Source organism: Streptomyces sp. NPDC003943 (genome assembly GCF_053605265.1).
Window position 1 is genome coordinate 1 of the sequence record NZ_JBSGIW010000128.1, and the last position, 16,118, is coordinate 16,118.

A 16,118-nucleotide genomic window follows, 5' to 3' on the forward strand; every position below is an offset into this window, starting at 1 on the left:
GGTACTGCAGGGGGGACCCTGTGGGAGAGTAGGACGCCGCCGAACAATCATTGTGGGAAAGCCCCGCACCGTATGGTGCGGGGCTTTTCTGCGTTTAGGATCCGGACATGCGCTATGACCTGATCATCTTCGACAACGACGGTGTGCTCGTCGACAGCGAGCCGATCTCCAACCGCATCCTTGCCGGCTACCTCACCGAGCTCGGACACCCCACCACCTACGAGGAGTCGGTGCGGGACTACATGGGGTCGGCCATGCACCGGATCCACGAGCTGGTCGAGGAGCGGAGCGGGAAGCGGCTGCCGGCGGACTTCGACGACACGTTCCACGCGCAGGTCTTCGCCGCCTTCGAGCGGGAGCTGGAGGCCGTGGACGGGGCCGCCGAGGTGCTCAAGGGGCTGGCAGCGGAGGGGATTCCGTACTGCGTGGCCTCGTCGGGAAGCCATCAGCGGATCCGGGTCGGGCACCGGAAGACCGGGCTGGACGCCTGGTTCCGGGACGAGAACATCTTCAGCGCCGAGGACGTCGGCCGCGGCAAGCCCGAGCCGGACCTCTTTCTTCATGCCGCCGCGCGGATGGGGGTGGCGCCGGAGCGGTGTGTGGTCGTCGAGGACAGCCGGCTCGGCGTGCAGGCGGCCGTCGCCGCCGGGATGGACGTGTACGGGTTCACCGCGATGAGCACCGAGGAGAAGCTGGCGGGGGCCACCGGGTTCTTCGGGCGGATGGCGGAGCTGCCTGCCAGATTGTGATGGTGATCCATCTACCCAGTGGTAGGTTCCGGCCCTACGCTGTGCCGCCATGACAGATGCGCGGTTGCGGCGTGGGCGGGGCTCTCTGGCGGTCAGCTTCTTCGTGCAGGGCGTCACCTTCGCCCTGCTCGTGACCCGGATTCCGGCGATCCAGGACCAGTACGGGATATCCGACGGGCTGCTGCCCGTGTTCCTGGCGGCCGTGCCGGTGCTCGCCGGCGTGTCGAGCGTGATCACCGAGAAGGTCGTCGCCCGCGTCGGGCCGTCGAACGTGCTGCGCTGGGCGCAGCCGCTGGTGCTGCTCGCGCTGCTGGCCGCCGGGGCCGGTTCCGGCCTCGCGTGGGCGGCTGTGGCGCTCGGCGCGTTCGGGCTGGCCGTCGGCTCGCTCGACGCGTCCATGAACATGCTCGGGGTGAGCCTCCAGCGGGCGTACGGCCGGTCCATCATGCTCGGCTTCCATGCCGCGTACAGCCTCGGTGGCATCGCCGGTGCCTCGCTCGCGTGGGTGGGGGCGCACTGGCATCTGTCGCTGTTCGTGTCGTACCTGCCGGTGGTGGCCGTGCTGCTGCCGGTCGCTTTCGTCGGGAGCCGCTGGTACGTGGACGGCGAGCCGGAGGTCGCCACGGGTGAGGGGGACGAGAAGGCCGGGCAGGGCGTGGTGTTCCGGCTGCTGCTGCCGCTGTGCCTGGTGATGACCTTCGCGTACATCGGCGACTCGACGGTCTCCAACTGGTCGGCGAAGTATCTGCAGGACGTGCTGCACAGCTCGGAGGAGCTGGCGACCGTGCCGTACAACGCGTACATGGTGACCACGCTCCTCGGCCGGGCCGTCGGCGACTTCGGGGTGCGGCGCTTCGGGGCGGTCCTGGTGGTGCGGTGCGGGGCGGTGCTGGCGGCGCTCGGCTTCGCGGTGGTGGCGGCGGCGCCGGGGGCCTGGGTAGGGATGGCCGGGTTCACGATCCTGGGCCTGGGCCTGAGCGTGATCGTGCCGCAGACCTTCGCGGCCGCCGGCCGGTTGTTCCCGGGGGCGAGCGACGCGGCGGTGGCGCGGCTCAACGTCTTCAACTACGTGGGCTTCCTGGTGGGCTCGCCGCTCGTGGGCGCGCTCGGTGACGCGTGGACGTACCGGGGGGCGATGCTGGTGCCGATGGTGCTGGTCCTGGTGACGGTGGTGTACGCCACGTCGTTCGGCGCTCAGAAGGCCCGATACGGTGGCGGGCATGAGCAGCCGCGCACTGTTGATGTGGGATGAAGCGGTCACGGGCTACGACTTCGGTCCGGAGCACCCGATGGATCCGGTGCGGCTCGCGCTGACCATGGGTCTGGTGCGGGCGTACGGGCTCGACGGCCGGGTCGACGTGGTGGCGGCGAAGCCGGCCGGGGAGTCGACGCTGCGGCTGGTGCACCGCGAGGACTATGTGGCGGCGGTGCGGGCCGCGTCGGCGGATCCGAAGGCGGCCGACCAGGGGTACGGGCTGGGGACGGTGGACGATCCGGCGTTCGCGGGGATGCACGAGGTGTCCGCGCTGATCGCCGGGCAGTCGGTGGGCGCGGCGGAGGCGGTGTGGCGCGGGGACGCGGCGCACGCGGTGAACTTCGCGGGCGGCCTGCACCACGCGATGCCGGGGTCGGCCTCCGGTTTCTGCATCTACAACGACGCCTCGCTGGCGATCGCCCGGCTGCTCGAACTGGGCGCGGAGCGGGTGGCGTACGTGGACGTGGACGTCCACCACGGGGACGGGGTGCAGGCGGCGTTCTGGGAGGATCCGCGGGTCCTGACGATCTCGCTGCACGAGCATCCGCGCACGCTGTTCCCGCAGACGGGCTGGCCCGAGGAGACCGGCGCGGCCGGCCCCGGTGAGGGCGGCGCGGTGAACCTGGCGCTGCCGGCGGGCACCGGGGACGCGGGGTGGCTGCGGGCCTTCCACGCGGTGGTGCCGGAGCTGCTGGCCGACTTCCGGCCGCAGGTCCTGGTGACGCAGCACGGCGCGGACACGCACTTCGAGGATCCGCTGGCGCATCTGGCGGTGTCGCTGGACGCGCAGCGGGCGGTGCAGGAGGCGTGTCACGAGCTGGCGCACGCGCACGTCGAGGGCGGCCGGTGGCTGGCGCTCGGCGGTGGCGGTTACGCGGTGGTGGACGTCGTACCGCGGTCGTGGACGCATCTGGTGGGGATCGCGGCGCACGCTCCGGTGGATCCCGAGTCGGTGATCCCGTCGTCGTGGCGGGACGAGGTGTACGCGCGGACGCGGCAGCCGGGCCCGCAGCGGATGACGGACGGGCGGTGGCCGGTGGCCTGGCGGGACTGGTCCGAGGGCTACGATCCGGCGGACCGGCTCGACCAGGCGGTCCTGGCGACGCGCCGGGCGGCTTTCCCGCTGCGCGGGCTGCTCGCCTGACCGTCTGATGTGTTACGCCAAGTGTGCGGTCTCGTACGGGTTTTGGTTCCCGGCCGGGGCCGTTCCGGCAGCATCGTGAGGGTGTTGAGTACCGGGGCGCTGCGGGCGCATCTGTTGGCGGCGGGGCTCGCCGGGACGGTGGCGACGCCGCGGGAGACGAGTCTGCGGAGCTACCGGGCCTTCGCCGCGCGCGATCCCCGGGTGACCCTCGGGCTCGATCCGGCGCGGCCCTGGGACGAGGCCCAGCTGCTGCGGCTGATGGCGGACCGGTGCGGGGTGTCGGCGGATCCGGCGCACCGCTCGGGTCCGGACGTGATCGACCCGGAGCGGACCCTGGGAGCCCTCGCGGCGTTCGCGGAACGGCTTGGGGAGGCGGCGGGCCGGCGGGCTCCGGTGCTCCTGGGGACGGGTCATCCGCACCGGTTGCTGGGTTTCTACGCCGGGCTCGCAGACGCTTTGTCGGCGGCGGGATGTCTTGTTCTCACCCCAGCGCAGGGGAGATGTGTCGACATAACGACCCGGTTCGGCGTACGCACGCACCTTCTCGACTACGTACGGGGGGTGGCCCTGGTGCGAGAACCGGGCCTGCCGCCCGCAGGGCGCGAACCGGGGGCGCACACCCACTCACCGCTGCCGGTTAGGGCGGCCCTGGAGAGCGCGGCGGCGGCCGGCGGGCCGCTGCCGGAGCTGGTGGTGGGGGACCACGGCTGGGTCTGCGGGGCAGGTCAGCTGGGTATCGAGGCCATCGGGCTCGCCGACACGGACGATCCCGCGCTGTTCGTCGGGGAGGCCGAGGGGCAGGTGTCCGTGGCCGTTCCGCTTGATGACGGGGTGCGCTCCGCGTACTACCGTCCACTCACGCGCTATGTACTCAATCGAGCGTGTCTGTCACGGTAAACAGCTGATCGCAGCTCCTCTTCCCCACTCGTACCACCCGCCCCTACTCTGGGCGTGAGCGCGCAGCGACGAAGAGTCACCGGAGGGGAAGCCGGTGGGCGTCGCGTGCGGAAGGTACAGGTGGGTCATGGCTGCTGGCATGCCTCTCAACGAGGTGAAGTTCCTGACCGTGGCGGAAGTAGCCGCGGTGATGCGCGTCTCGAAGATGACCGTGTACCGGCTGGTGCACAGCGGTCATCTGCCCGCGATCCGGGTCGGAAGGTCCTTCCGGGTACCGGAACAGGCGGTTCACGAGTACCTCAGGGAGTCCTTCGTGGGGGTGGCGACCGCGTAGCGAGCGCGGAGCCGTAAGCCCCGAATACGCCCTCGGTTAACAAGGGCGACGTTCTAGCCGGTAGGCTAGCCCCTCGTAGGTCGTGTGGGCCCAGACGCCCCGCACCGATCCCCGCTGGCGCGGGGAGGTTCCGAGAAGTGAGCGAGGGTAGTCGTGGGCTCTGTTATCAAGAAGCGGCGCAAGCGGATGGCGAAGAAGAAGCACCGCAAGCTGCTCAAGCGCACGCGCGTTCAGCGTCGCAACAAGAAGTAAGCGCGACGCCCCAGCGGCGTTTTCGCGTCGACGTGGCCTTCACCGGTTCTCCGGTGGGGGCCACGTTTTCATTGCGCCGAAATCTGCACGCGCTACGGTGGCCGTCAACGGAACGCGGTCATCAGAACACCGACGGAAGGCGCTCGTCTTGGGCAAGGTCGTGCTCGTCACCGGTGCGGCCCGGCACCTCGGCGCCCGTTTCGTACGGCGGATCCAGCGCGACCCGGAGGTCGAGCGGGTCATCGCCGTGGACCGGGTCGACTCCCCGCATCCGCTGGGCGCCGCGGTGTTCGTGCGCGCCGACATCCGCCGGCCGGCCATCGCCAAGGTCCTGGCCCAGCACGACGTGGACACGGTCGTCCACATGGACGTCACGGGCACGGCGCTCGGCTCCGGAGGCCGTACGTCGGTCAAGGAGACCAACGTCATCGGCACCATGCAGCTGCTCGGCGCGTGCCAGAAGTCGCCGCGGATCAAGCGGCTCGTGGTGAAGTCGAGCACGAGCGTGTACGGCGCCGCGCCGCGCGACCCGGCCGTCTTCACGGAGACGACGCCGGCGAAGTCGCTGCCGAGCGGCGGCTTCGCCAAGGACGCCGTCGAGGTCGAGGGATACGTACGGGGCTTCGCCCGGCGCCGCCCGGACGTGGCGGTGTGCGTGCTGAGGTTCGCGAATATCCTGGGACCGCGGGTGGACTCCCCGCTCGCCGAGTACCTGTCGCTGCCGGTCCTGCCGACCGTCCTCGGCTACGACCCGCGGCTGCAGTTCGTCCACGAGGACGACGTCATGGACGTCCTGGAACTGGCCGCGCGCGAGCCGCGCCGGGCCACCCTCAACAGCGGCACGTTCAACATCGCCGGCGACGGGGTGCTGCTGCTCTCCCAGTGCGCCCGGCGGCTCGGCCGGCCGACCGTGCCGGTGCTGCTGCCCGCGGTCACCTGGGTGGGGCAGGCGCTGCGGACGGTCGGGATCACCGACTTCGCGCCCGAGCAGATCCGGCTGCTCACCCACGGCCGGGTCGTCTCCACCGTCCAGATGCGCGAGACGCTCGGCTTCACGCCCGCCCACACCACCGCCGACGCCTTCGCGGACTTCGCGCGCAGCCAGGGGCCGGGGCTGCTGCCGCCGGAGCTGCTCGCCGGGACCGTGGACCGGCTCGCCGGGCGGCTCGCGCCCTCCACCCTTCAGAACGGCATGTGAGGAGCCCAGATCGCGATGGCGGACGCCAAGGTCATTCCCTTCGACGACGACCGGTCGCGTGCGCGCCGGAGGCCCGTGACGAACGGCCGGGAGGCCGCCGTACGGGCGCTGCCGGCGCAGCCGGCCACCGAGGAGCCCGAGGCCGGGCTCGAGGCGCCGGACGGGCCGGAGGCGGCGTCCGGGGCCCCGGCGTCCGGCGCGGGCGCCCGGGGCGGCTGGGAGCGGACGCTCGCGGGCGGACTGGCGTTCCTGCGGCGGCGGGTCACCGGCGAGTACGAGGTCGACGAGTTCGGCTACGACGAGGAGCTCACCGACCAGGTCCTGATGTCGCTGCTGCGCCCGGTGTACGAGAAGTACTTCCGGGTGGAGGTGAAGGGCGTCGAGAACATCCCGAAGGACGGCGGCGCCCTGGTGGTCGCCAACCACTCCGGGACGCTGCCGCTGGACGGCCTGATGATGCAGGTCGCCGTCCACGACCACCACCCGGCGGGCCGTCATCTGCGGCTGCTCGCCGCCGACCTGGTCTTCATGCTGCCGGTGGTGAACGAGCTGGCCCGCAAGGCGGGGCACACGCTGGCCTGCGCGGAGGACGCGGAGCGGCTGCTGAAGGCCGGCGAGATCGTCGGCGTGATGCCGGAGGGCTTCAAGGGCATCGGCAAGCCGTTCGCCGAGCGGTACAAGCTGCAGCGCTTCGGGCGGGGCGGTTTCGTGTCGACGGCGCTGCGGGCCGGGGTGCCGATCGTGCCGTGCTCGATCGTGGGCGCGGAGGAGATCTACCCGATGCTCGGCAACGCCAAGACGCTGGCGCGGCTGCTCGGCCTGCCGTACTTCCCGCTCACCCCGACCTTCCCCTGGCTGGGGCCGCTGGGCGCGCTGCCGCTGCCGACGAAGTGGACGATCCAGTTCGGCGAGCCGATCCCGACGGACGGCTACCCGCTGGAGGCGGCGGAGGACCCGATGCTGATGTTCAACCTGACGGACCAGGTCCGGGAGCAGATCCAGCACACGCTGTACAAGTTGTTGGTGCAGCGGCGGTCGGTGTTCTTCTGACCGCCGCTGCGGGCACTACGTCGCGTCGCTGCTGTCGATGCCGAGGCCCGGCAGCAGTCCCGGCAGGATCGGCGGGATGGTGACGTCCGGGACGGGCGGCAGCGACTCCTCGCCGGACGGGGCCGTGCTCGGGCCCGTCTGCGGCGGGTTGAGCAGGCCGCCCGGACCGCCGCCGAGGAGGCCGTCGTCGGAGGGCGTGCCCGAGCCGGAGCCGGAGGGCGACGGCTGGGAGGCGTCGCCGCCGTGCGAGGGCGTGGCCGGTGAGGTGTGCGTGCCCTTCGGGTCGGCCGCCGGGGTGTGTCGCGGCGTGCTCGGGCCGCCGGAGCCCACGGCGCCGCGGTCGGGGGTGCGCGGCAGGACCGACTGGAGCGGCTCGACGTCTTCGTCTATGGCCTTGAAGACGTCGTTCACCTCGTTGCCCACGTCCGTGAGCTGGACCGGGAGCCGGTCGCGCAGGCCGTCCCAGGTGGCGCGGTGGGCCTGGGCGAAGGAGTTGAGCCGGGCCATGGGGCCGATCTCGCCGTCCCGCTCGTACGCCTGGCGGAGCAGCCGGTGGCCCTCGGAGGCATCGTGCTTCATGCCGTCGAGGACCCGGCGGATCTCGCCGAGGGACTCGTGGTCGAGGTCGCCGGCCCGGCCGCGCTCCATGAGGCGGCGGGCCTCGCTGAGCCGGGTGGACGCCTGGTCGAGATAGATCCCGCCCCGGTCGGCGTCGTCGTCGGCCATCCCGAGCTTGATGTCCTCCATGCCCCGCTTGAGGCCGTAGAGGGAGTCACCGGGGAGGGCGTCGGAGCTGGCAGCGGCCACTCCGCTGAACGCCCCGGCGGCCACACCGACCGTGAGCCCGCCGGCGGCGAGGCCCTTGGTCCAGCGGGAGCGCGGGCGCAACTTCCGGAGCGGGGAGGCCCGGTGGGCTCCCTTCCCGGCGGTCCGCTGCTCCGGCACCGTAGGGCCCGCGGCGGCGCTCCCCTCCGCGAACATGGCTTCCATGGCGGCGACGAGCTGGGCTCGCTGCACCACCTTCACCTCGGGGTCCATCTGTGGTTTCGGCAGCTCGCCGAGACCGTGCGCCAGGGCCAACAGCGGTCCGTGCTCGGCCGGTTCGACCGGTGCCTCGGGCTGCTCGGCCGCCCCGCCCCCGGACGTCCGATCCTCCAGGGTCTGGGCGAAGGCGTTCGCCCGCCGGTGCGCCGAAACGTTCGCGATCACTGGCGGCACCTCCTCTCGTCATGACGGTCGACTCCCCGGGGGGTTCGGAAGGTTGCACACCTTGAGCGCTTCCACACGAAAGAGTGAGTGGAAGTGGACAAGGCGTGACCACAGGGAGCCTGCATTTCGCACAACGAGCGGCGCGGCACTTGGGTTACGCGCGAAAGATGATCGGACCAGTGCGTCATCGAGGCGTCACCGACTGTGAGTTGGGACGGGGTGGTGGGGACGGGTGGGGGGACAGGCACGGGGACGAAGGACGGGGGCGCGTGTGGGGGGCGCTGAGCGGTCAGCGGGCGTCGTCCGGGAGGAGGCGGGCCAGCGTGCGCACGGCCCGGTACTGGAGGGTCTTGATCGCTCCCTCGTTCTTGCCCATGACCCGGGCGGTCTCGGCGACCGACAGGCCCTGGAGGAAGCGGAGGGTGACGCACTCCTGCTGCTGGGGGTTGAGCCGGCGCACGGCGTCGAGGAGGGCCGCGTTGGAGAGGGACTCGAGGACGGAGTCCTCCGGGCTGCGCTCGACCTCGTTGGCGTCCAGCATCTCGCCGGTGGTGACTTCCAGGCGGAAGCGGCTGGACTTGAAGTGGTCGGCGACCAGGTTCCGGGCGATGGTGACCAGCCAGGCGCCGAAGTCGCGGCCCTGCCAGGTGAAGGTGGAGATGCGGCGCAGGGCGCGCAGGAACGTCTCGCTGGTGAGGTCCTCCGCCGTCGCCTTCCCGCCGACGCGGTAGTAGATGTAGCGGTAGACCGTGTCGCTGTACTGGTCGTAGAGCCGGCCGAAGGCTTCGGCCTCGCCGGCCTGGGCGCGCTCGACCAGGTCCATCATGCGGGCGCTGTCGCTGTCGGCGGTGGGCCTGCGGGCGGCGGTCGAGGTGCCGGCGCCGCCGCGCGTGCCGCGTCTGCCGACGGCGGCACCGCTTTCGGCCAGGGCGTAGCAGGGCCCGGCGGGTGCCGGGCCGGCGAAGGCGAAGGCGGGGACGGCAGACGCGGTGGGGACGAAGCCGCGCAGGTGGTCGAGGACCGTTGCGCGCAGCGTAGCCAGGCCCGAGGCGTCAACCCCGACGTGTGGGTACACGGGACTCCCAGAGGCAGAGCTTCCATCACGTGCAGTGCGGGACCGTTCACCCGTCGTGGCGACGTGCGGGGGTCCCTTGTGCGTCTGAGGAGAATAACGCTTCGTACAGGCAGCGCTACACCGAGTTGCTGAAATCATCGTTTCGGTCGCATCCATTACCGCTTCAAGGCGGAACTAGTCGCACTTGGTGACCTGTTGTTGATCGGATTGCTTCCGAGTGTGATCAAAGCGGGGGTCGGTTGTGCCCGACTGCGGAGCGGGGGAGTGATCGGGGCCGCTGCCGGGTAGGGAGCGGTGAATGCCCGGGCGTCGCCGTGTGCGGGCGTGTTCGACCACGGACGGGTGAGCGTCGCCGGTCCGTGGTTGTCGCAGACGATCGCGGCCGAAACGTATCGGCATGATCCGCACGGGGCGGTCGGACACGGGCCGTTACGGACGGGACCGCGCGGACCGGGCTCTTGGGGCGGGGTGTTACGGCGCGGGCCGGGCTCTCGGGCGGGGTGTTACGGCGCGGGCCGGGCCGCCGGCGGTTCAGGCGCGCCCGGCGGGCCCGCGCTCAGCGGCGGCGGCGGTGCAGCGCGAGCGCGGCGGCCGCGCCGCCCGCGAGGGCGCCGACGCCCGCGGCGGCCGGGATGCCCACCTTGGCGGCCTTGCGGCCGGTCCGGTAGTCACGCAGCCGCCACTCGCGCTCCTTGGCGTACCGGTGCAGCTTGGCGTCCGGGTTGATCGCGTACGGGTGGCCGACGAGCGACAGCATCGGGATGTCGTTGTGCGAGTCGCTGTACGCGGCGCAGCGGGCGAGCTCCAGGCCCTCGGCGGCGGCCAGGGCCCGTACCGCCTCGGCCTTGGCCGGGCCGTGCAGCAGCTCGCCGACGAGCCGCCCGGTGTAGACGCCGTCGACGGACTCGGCGACCGTGCCGAGCGCGCCGGTCAGGCCGAGCCGGCGGGCGATGATCGTGGCGGTCTCGACCGGGGCGGCGGTGACCAGCCACACCTTCTGGCCGGCGTCGAGGTGTGCCTGGGCGAGGGCGAGGGTGCCGGGCCAGATCCGGTCGGCCATGTACTCGTCGTAGATCTCCTCGCCGATCGACATCAGCTCGGAGACCCGGTGGCCCTTGACGATGGAGAGCGCGCTGTCGCGGGCCTCCTGCATGTGTGCGGGGTCCTCGACGCCGGCGAGCCGGAACCACGCCTGCGCCCAGGCGAACCGGGCCAGGTCGCGGCTGTCGAAGAACTTCCGCTTGTACAGGCCGCGGCCGAAGTGGAAGAGCGCGGCGCCCTGCATCACGGTGTTGTCGAGGTCGAAGAAGGCGGCGGCCAGTTCGTCGCCGACGACCGGGAACTCCGCTTCCGCGGGGAGGAGCTCGGGGACTTCGGCCGCTTCGGCGAGGGCCTCCTCCCGCTCCTGCTCGAGCTGAGCGGAGGTCTTGCGCGCCGCCTCGGCGGCGGCCTCGCCTGCGAGGACGCTGCGCGCGGTGGCGGAGCGCCTACGGGGGGTGAGCCATCCCAGAGCGGCCATGTTGCGAGCATAGATGCTCTGTTCGGTACTTCCCGACTTGTGAGGATGCCGGTGCGTGAACAGTGGGGGACTCCCCTGTTGCGCGGGCCGCAGAATGGACGCCATGTTCGGGACGTTCGGTCGTACGAAGAAGAAGAGCGGTCCGCGCACGGTGACCCTGATCGGCAAGCCGGGGTGCCATCTGTGCGACGACGCCAGGGCGGTGATCGAGGCGGTGTGCGCCGAGACGGGTGCACGCTGGGAGGAGAAGGACATCACTCAGGACGAGGAGCTCTACCGCGCGTACTGGGAGCAGATCCCGGTGGTGCTCGTCGACGGCGAACAGCACACCTTCTGGCGGGTGGACGCGGGGCGGCTGCGGCGCGAACTGGGTGCGTGACCGAAAGACGGCTACCATCGAGGACGTTTTGTTGGGTTTCGGGGGCGGCGTCACAAGGAGAGTGTGCGGCTTTGCCCCCTTCGGGATCTCAACGCTCCGGCGCGCTCCGCGGTTCCACAGTGACGCGAACCAGCCGCGTGACCCCGGTCACTTTGGCCGGACAAAACGGACACCATCTTTGTGCACGCGTTCACAAAGACATAGCCTGCATTCGACGGGGCGGTCCTGGGACGCATGGCCGCCTGCAGCCCCGCTCATCCCGCAGGAGCACCGTGGCAACTGGCCGAACTCACCGACCGGCGACCCGTAGCCGAGGAATTCCCGAGGCCACCGTCGCCCGTCTCCCGCTGTATCTGCGTGCCCTCACGGCACTGTCGGAGCGCTCCGTTCCGACGGTCTCCTCCGAGGAGCTCGCGGCCGCCGCGGGGGTCAACTCCGCGAAGCTGCGCAAGGACTTCAGCTACCTCGGCTCGTACGGGACGCGCGGCGTCGGCTACGACGTCGAGTACCTCGTCTACCAGATCTCCCGCGAACTCGGCCTGACCCAGGACTGGCCGGTCGTGATCGTCGGCATCGGTAACCTCGGCGCCGCCCTCGCCGGCTACGGCGGGTTCGCCTCCCGTGGCTTCCGGGTCGCCGCGCTCATCGACGCCGACCCGGCGATGAAGGGCAAGCCGGTCGCCGGCATGCCTGTGCAGCACAGCGACGACCTCGAGAAGATCATCGAGCAGGACCGGGTCTCCATCGGCGTCATCGCCACCCCGGCCGGCGTCGCCCAGCAGGTCTGCGACCGGCTGGTGGCCGCCGGGGTCACCTCGATCCTGAACTTCGCGCCGACCGTGCTCTCCGTGCCCGACGGCGTGGACGTGCGCAAGGTCGACCTCTCCATCGAGCTCCAGATCCTCGCCTTCCACGAGCAGCGGAAGGCCGGCGAGGAGCCGGGCGCCGAGCAGGGCGCGGTCGAGACCGCCGCCGTCGAGCCCGGCCCCGTACCGGCCGGCTCCGTCGCGGCCGCCTCCGTGCCGGCGGCTTCCCGGAGCGCCGAGGAGTCCACCCGTAAAGGACCTGACGGGGACATGCCCGCCGTGATGCCCGCATGAGCCTCCTCGTCGTCGGCCTCAGCCACCGCAGCGCCCCCGTCAGCGTCCTGGAGCGGGCCTCCCTCTCCGCGGACGCCAAGGTCAAGCTGCTGCACGACACCCTCGCCGCCGAACCGGCCGCCGAGGGCGCCGTCCTGGCCACCTGCAACCGCATCGAGCTCTACGCCGACGTGGACAAGTTCCACGCCGGAGTCGCCGAGCTGTCCACGCTGCTCGCCCAGCACAGCGGCGTCGGACTCGAAGAGCTCACCCCTTATCTCTATGTGCACTACGAGGACCGGGCCGTCCACCACCTCTTCTCGGTGGCCTGCGGCCTGGACTCCATGGTCGTCGGCGAGGGCCAGATCCTCGGCCAGATCAAGGACGCCCTCGCGGTCGGCCAGGACGAGCACACCGCCGGCCGGCTCCTGAACGACCTGTTCCAGCAGGCCCTGCGGGTCGGCAAGCGCGCCCACAGCGAGACCGGCATCGACCGGGCCGGGCAGTCGCTCGTCACCTTCGGCCTGCAGCAGCTCGCGGAAGACGCCGAGGTCGCCGACTGGGCCGCGGGCAAGCGCGCCCTCGTCATCGGCGCCGGCTCGATGTCCTCGCTCGCCGCCGCCACCCTCGCGCGGGCCGGCGTCGCCGAGATCGTCGTCGCCAACCGCACCATGGCCCGCGCCGAGCGGCTCGTCGAGATCCTCACCGAGCCCGGAGGTACGGGCGTGGCCGCACGCGCGGCCGAGATGGTTGCCGTCGGCGACGAACTGACACGTGCCGACATCGTCGTCTCCTGCACCGGCGCCACCGGACTCGTCCTCACCGGCCAGGCCGTAGAGACCGCCGTACAGGGACGGGACAAGCCCCTGTACCTCCTCGACCTCGCGATGCCCCGCGACATCGACGCCGCCGCCCACCGCATGCCCGGTGTCCGGCTCGTCGACATCGAGTCGCTCGCCGAGGCGTCCGCCGACGCGCCCATGGCGGGCGACGTCGACCAGGTGCGCACCATCGTCTCCGACGAGGTCGCCGCCTTCGGCGCCGCCCAGCGGGCCGCCCACATCACGCCGACCGTCGTCGCCCTGCGCGCCATGGCCGCCGACGTCGTCGCCGGCGAGATGGCCCGCCTCGAAGGCCGGCTGCCCGACCTCGACGACAAGCAGCGCGCCGAGATCACCCAGACCGTGCGCCGCGTGGTCGACAAGCTGCTCCACGCGCCGACCGTGCGCGTCAAGCAGCTCGCCAGCGAGCCCGGCGGCGCCGGGTACGCGGACGCACTGCGGACACTCTTCGACCTCGACCCGGAGACGGTTGCCTCTGTCAGCCGGGCCGACCTGAACGACGGTGACGTCAAGAACCGAGGGCGAGTATGACCGAGAGGGCACTGAGGCTCGGGACCAGGCGCAGCAAGCTCGCCATGGCCCAGTCCGGACATGTGGCCGACGCCGTCCGGCAGCTGACCGGCCGGCCCGTCGAGCTCGTGGAGATCACGACGTACGGGGACACCTCGCGCGAGCACCTGGCGCAGATCGGCGGCACCGGTGTGTTCGTCGCCGCGCTGCGCGACGCGCTGCTCGCCGGCGAGGTCGACTTCGCCGTGCACTCCCTCAAGGACCTGCCGACCGCGCAGCACCCCGACCTGGTGCTCGCGGCCATCCCGAAGCGCGAGGACCCGCGCGACGTGCTCGTCGCCCGCGCCGGGCTCACGCTCGACACGCTGCCCGCCGGCGCCCGCATCGGCACCGGCTCGCCGCGCCGCACGGCCCAGCTCAACGCGTACGCGCGCAGCCACGGCCTGACCATCGAGACCGTGCCGATCCGCGGGAACATCGACACCCGCGTCGGATACGTGCGCAAGGGAGAGCTGGACGCGGTGGTACTCGCCGCGGCAGGTCTCAACCGCATCGGCGGAACCGAGGAGCTCACCGGCTCCCTGTCGCTCGACCACCTGTCGGTCGACGCGGTCCTGCCCGCCCCCGGCCAGGGGGCCCTGGCCGTCGAGTGCTCGGCGTCGAACGCCGACCTCGTCGCCGCGCTCGCCGAGCTCGACGACCCGTACACCCGGGCCGCCGTGACCGCCGAGCGATCCCTGCTCGCCGCCCTGGAGGCCGGCTGCTCCGCACCCGTGGGTGCGCTGGCCGACCTGCTGGCAGACGGCCCTCGTTCCGAGCAGGTTGTCACCGAAATGCGCCTCCGTGGCATCGTCGGCACCACCGACGGCTCCACGCTGGTGCAGCTGTCCACCACCGGTCCCGTACCCACCTCCTACGACGAGGCGACGGCGCTCGGACGCGAACTCGCGGACGAGATGCTCGCCAAGGGTGCGGCCGGTCTTATGGGGGAGCGAGCACTTTGAGCCCCACCAGCCCGACCACCAGCCCCGCGTCCGCCGCCTGCTACGGCCACGGTCACGTCACCTTCCTCGGCGCCGGACCCGGCGACCCCGGACTGCTGACGCTCCGGGCCGTCGAGGCCCTGGCCGGCGCGGACGTCCTGATCGCCGAGCCGGAGGTGCTCGAAGTCGTTCGCGGGCATGCGCGCGCGGGCGTGAGCACGCCTGAGCTGACGGTTGTCGACGAGGCGTCAACAACCGTCGGTGTCCCCGTGTTGAGGGATGCGACCAATCTTGTCATGGAGGCCGCGAGGGGCGGCAAGCGGGTCGTCCGTGCGGTGACCGGCGACCCCGGCCTCGACGGCAACGCCGGCAGCGAGATGCTCGCCTGCGCCGCCGAGGGCATCCCCTTCGAGGTCGTCCCCGGCGTCGCCACGGCCGTCGGCGTGCCCGCGTACGCCGGTGTCCCGCTGCGCGACGCGCAGGGCACCGACGTCCGCTTCGTCGACGCCCGCACCGCCGACGACCGGTGCTGGGCCGAGGTCGGCGCCTCCGACGGCACCGTCGTCGTGTCCACGTCCCTCGACTCGGTCGCCGCGGCGGCCGGTGAGCTGGTGGCGGCTGGCCGTAAGCCGGACACCCCGCTCACCGTCACCATCGCCGGCACGACGACCCGCCAGCGCACCTGGACCGCGACGCTCGGCACCATCGCCCAGGTCTTCAAGCAGGGCAAGGTGCTCCCCTCGCCCGAGGGCCACCGCCCCGCGATAGCCGTGGTCGGCGAGCGCAGCGCGGCCGCGCAGCGCGACCAGCTGTCGTGGTTCGAGTCCAAGCCGCTCTTCGGCTGGCGTGTCCTCGTACCGCGCACCAAGGAGCAGGCCGCGTCGCTCTCCGACCAGCTGCGCTCGTACGGCGCCGTGCCGCACGAGGTCCCGACCATCGCCGTCGAGCCGCCGCGCACGCCGCAGCAGATGGAGCGCGCGGTCAAGGGCCTCGTCACCGGCCGCTACGAGTGGATCGCCTTCACGTCGGTCAACGCCGTCAAGGCCGTCCGCGAGAAGTTCGAGGAGTACGGGCTCGACGCCCGCGCCTTCGCCGGCATCAAGGTCGCCGCGGTGGGCGAGCAGACCGCCGCCGCGCTCGTCGACTTCGGCGTCAAGCCCGACCTGGTGCCGAGCGGCGAGCAGTCCGCCGCGGGGCTCCTGGAGGACTGGCCGCCCTACGACCCGGTCTTCGACCCGATCGACCGCGTCTTCCTGCCGCGCGCCGACATCGCCACGGAGACCCTGGTCGCCGGCCTGATCGAGCTGGGCTGGGAGGTCGACGACGTCACGGCCTACCGCACCGTCCGCGCCTCCCCGCCGCCGGCGGACACGCGCGAGGCGATCAAGGGCGGCGGCTTCGACGCGGTCCTCTTCACCTCCTCGTCGACGGTCCGGAACCTGGTCGGCATCGCCGGCAAGCCCCACAACGTCACGGTCATCGCCTGCATCGGCCCCGCGACGGCCAAGACGGCGGAGGAGCACGGCCTGCGCGTCGACGTCCTCTCCCCCGAGCCGTCCGTCCACAAGCTGGCCGAGGCCCTCGCCGACTTCGGCCTCCGCCGCCGCGCCGCGGCGCTGGAGGCCGGCGACCCGGTGACCCGC

The 16,118-nt window shown here is 72.0% G+C and carries 16 protein-coding genes; 13 read left to right on the top strand and 3 right to left on the bottom strand.

All coding sequences use genetic code 11. The features are described from left to right. Positions 1 to 107: 107 nt before the first annotated feature. The 8 genes from ACWEV0_RS33265 (at position 108) to ACWEV0_RS33300 (ending at position 6,879) form a co-directional block, all read left to right on the top strand. Positions 108 to 749, top strand: a complete 642-nt coding sequence (locus ACWEV0_RS33265) for an HAD family hydrolase (RefSeq protein ID WP_453153478.1) — start codon at positions 108 to 110, stop codon at positions 747 to 749. Positions 750 to 798: 49 nt separating this feature from the next. Beyond that, entirely contained in the window at positions 799 to 2,001 is a 1,203-nt protein-coding gene (locus ACWEV0_RS33270; protein WP_453153479.1) for an MFS transporter, read from the top strand. Further along, positions 1,970 to 3,148, top strand: a complete 1,179-nt coding sequence (locus ACWEV0_RS33275) for an acetoin utilization protein AcuC (protein ID WP_453153480.1) — start codon at positions 1,970 to 1,972, stop codon at positions 3,146 to 3,148. The genes ACWEV0_RS33270 and ACWEV0_RS33275 overlap by 32 nt, the downstream gene beginning before the upstream one ends. An 81-nt stretch (positions 3,149 to 3,229) precedes the next feature. Continuing rightward, the gene (locus ACWEV0_RS33280; RefSeq protein ID WP_453153481.1) at positions 3,230 to 4,045 is read left to right on the top strand and encodes a phosphatase; all 816 of its coding nucleotides are present in this window, start codon (positions 3,230 to 3,232) and stop codon (positions 4,043 to 4,045) included. 127 nt (positions 4,046 to 4,172) lie between these two features. Beyond that, entirely contained in the window at positions 4,173 to 4,379 is a 207-nt protein-coding gene (locus tag ACWEV0_RS33285) for a helix-turn-helix domain-containing protein (RefSeq protein ID WP_389215133.1), read from the top strand. 153 nt (positions 4,380 to 4,532) lie between these two features. Continuing rightward, positions 4,533 to 4,631, top strand: coding sequence for a 30S ribosomal protein bS22 (locus ACWEV0_RS33290; protein ID WP_003948845.1), 99 nt, complete (start codon positions 4,533 to 4,535; stop codon positions 4,629 to 4,631). A 148-nt stretch (positions 4,632 to 4,779) separates the two neighbouring features. After that, positions 4,780 to 5,829 (top strand): NAD-dependent epimerase/dehydratase family protein, encoded by a 1,050-nt coding sequence (locus ACWEV0_RS33295; RefSeq protein WP_453153482.1) that lies wholly within the window; start codon positions 4,780 to 4,782, stop codon positions 5,827 to 5,829. A gap of 15 nt (positions 5,830 to 5,844) precedes the next feature. Then, a complete protein-coding gene (locus tag ACWEV0_RS33300; protein ID WP_453153483.1) occupies positions 5,845 to 6,879 on the top strand; it encodes a lysophospholipid acyltransferase family protein in 1,035 nt (344 codons plus the stop codon). A 15-nt stretch (positions 6,880 to 6,894) separates the two neighbouring features. Here ACWEV0_RS33300 and ACWEV0_RS33305 read toward each other — a convergent pair whose 3' ends face one another. The 3 genes from ACWEV0_RS33305 to ACWEV0_RS33315 form a co-directional block, all read right to left on the bottom strand. Beyond that, the gene (locus ACWEV0_RS33305; RefSeq protein WP_453153484.1) at positions 6,895 to 8,088 is read right to left on the bottom strand and encodes a DUF5667 domain-containing protein; all 1,194 of its coding nucleotides are present in this window, start codon (positions 8,086 to 8,088) and stop codon (positions 6,895 to 6,897) included. Positions 8,089 to 8,377: 289 nt separating this feature from the next. Next, positions 8,378 to 9,163: an ECF subfamily RNA polymerase sigma factor, BldN family gene (locus tag ACWEV0_RS33310; protein WP_453153485.1), complete on the bottom strand. Its 786-nt coding sequence runs from the start codon at positions 9,161 to 9,163 to the stop codon at positions 8,378 to 8,380. 556 nt (positions 9,164 to 9,719) lie between these two features. Then, positions 9,720 to 10,682, bottom strand: a complete 963-nt coding sequence (locus ACWEV0_RS33315) for an HAD family hydrolase (RefSeq protein ID WP_453153486.1) — start codon at positions 10,680 to 10,682, stop codon at positions 9,720 to 9,722. 103 nt (positions 10,683 to 10,785) lie between these two features. Between ACWEV0_RS33315 and ACWEV0_RS33320 the strand changes: the two genes are divergently transcribed. From ACWEV0_RS33320 to ACWEV0_RS33340, 5 genes are all read left to right on the top strand, one after another. Continuing rightward, positions 10,786 to 11,061 carry a glutaredoxin family protein gene (locus ACWEV0_RS33320; RefSeq protein WP_451611691.1) on the top strand — a complete coding sequence of 92 codons (276 nt, stop codon included), beginning with the start codon at positions 10,786 to 10,788 and terminating at the stop codon, positions 11,059 to 11,061. Positions 11,062 to 11,333: 272 nt separating this feature from the next. Further along, positions 11,334 to 12,161 (top strand): redox-sensing transcriptional repressor Rex, encoded by an 828-nt coding sequence (locus tag ACWEV0_RS33325; RefSeq protein WP_453153487.1) that lies wholly within the window; start codon positions 11,334 to 11,336, stop codon positions 12,159 to 12,161. Next, positions 12,158 to 13,513 (top strand): glutamyl-tRNA reductase, encoded by a 1,356-nt coding sequence (locus tag ACWEV0_RS33330; protein WP_453153488.1) that lies wholly within the window; start codon positions 12,158 to 12,160, stop codon positions 13,511 to 13,513. Before ACWEV0_RS33325 ends, ACWEV0_RS33330 begins: the two co-directional genes overlap by 4 nt. Beyond that, entirely contained in the window at positions 13,510 to 14,496 is a 987-nt protein-coding gene (hemC, locus tag ACWEV0_RS33335) for a hydroxymethylbilane synthase (protein WP_453153489.1), read from the top strand. The genes ACWEV0_RS33330 and hemC overlap by 4 nt, the downstream gene beginning before the upstream one ends. Then, a partial coding sequence (locus tag ACWEV0_RS33340) for a uroporphyrinogen-III synthase (protein ID WP_453153490.1) occupies positions 14,493 to 16,118 on the top strand: 1,626 nt, incomplete at its 3' end. The genes hemC and ACWEV0_RS33340, both read left to right, overlap by 4 nt.

Coding starts and splice junctions, on each gene's coding strand:
- ACWEV0_RS33265 (WP_453153478.1), top strand. CDS start 108: ATGCGCTATGACCTGATCATCTTCGACAACGACGGTGTGCTCGTCGAC.
- ACWEV0_RS33300 (WP_453153483.1), top strand. CDS start 5,845: ATGGCGGACGCCAAGGTCATTCCCTTCGACGACGACCGGTCGCGTGCG.
- ACWEV0_RS33330 (WP_453153488.1), top strand. CDS start 12,158: ATGAGCCTCCTCGTCGTCGGCCTCAGCCACCGCAGCGCCCCCGTCAGC.
- ACWEV0_RS33285 (WP_389215133.1), top strand. CDS start 4,173: ATGGCTGCTGGCATGCCTCTCAACGAGGTGAAGTTCCTGACCGTGGCG.
- ACWEV0_RS33275 (WP_453153480.1), top strand. CDS start 1,970: ATGAGCAGCCGCGCACTGTTGATGTGGGATGAAGCGGTCACGGGCTAC.
- ACWEV0_RS33270 (WP_453153479.1), top strand. CDS start 799: ATGACAGATGCGCGGTTGCGGCGTGGGCGGGGCTCTCTGGCGGTCAGC.
- ACWEV0_RS33320 (WP_451611691.1), top strand. CDS start 10,786: ATGTTCGGGACGTTCGGTCGTACGAAGAAGAAGAGCGGTCCGCGCACG.
- ACWEV0_RS33315 (WP_453153486.1), bottom strand. CDS start 10,682: ATGGCCGCTCTGGGATGGCTCACCCCCCGTAGGCGCTCCGCCACCGCG.
- hemC (WP_453153489.1), top strand. CDS start 13,510: ATGACCGAGAGGGCACTGAGGCTCGGGACCAGGCGCAGCAAGCTCGCC.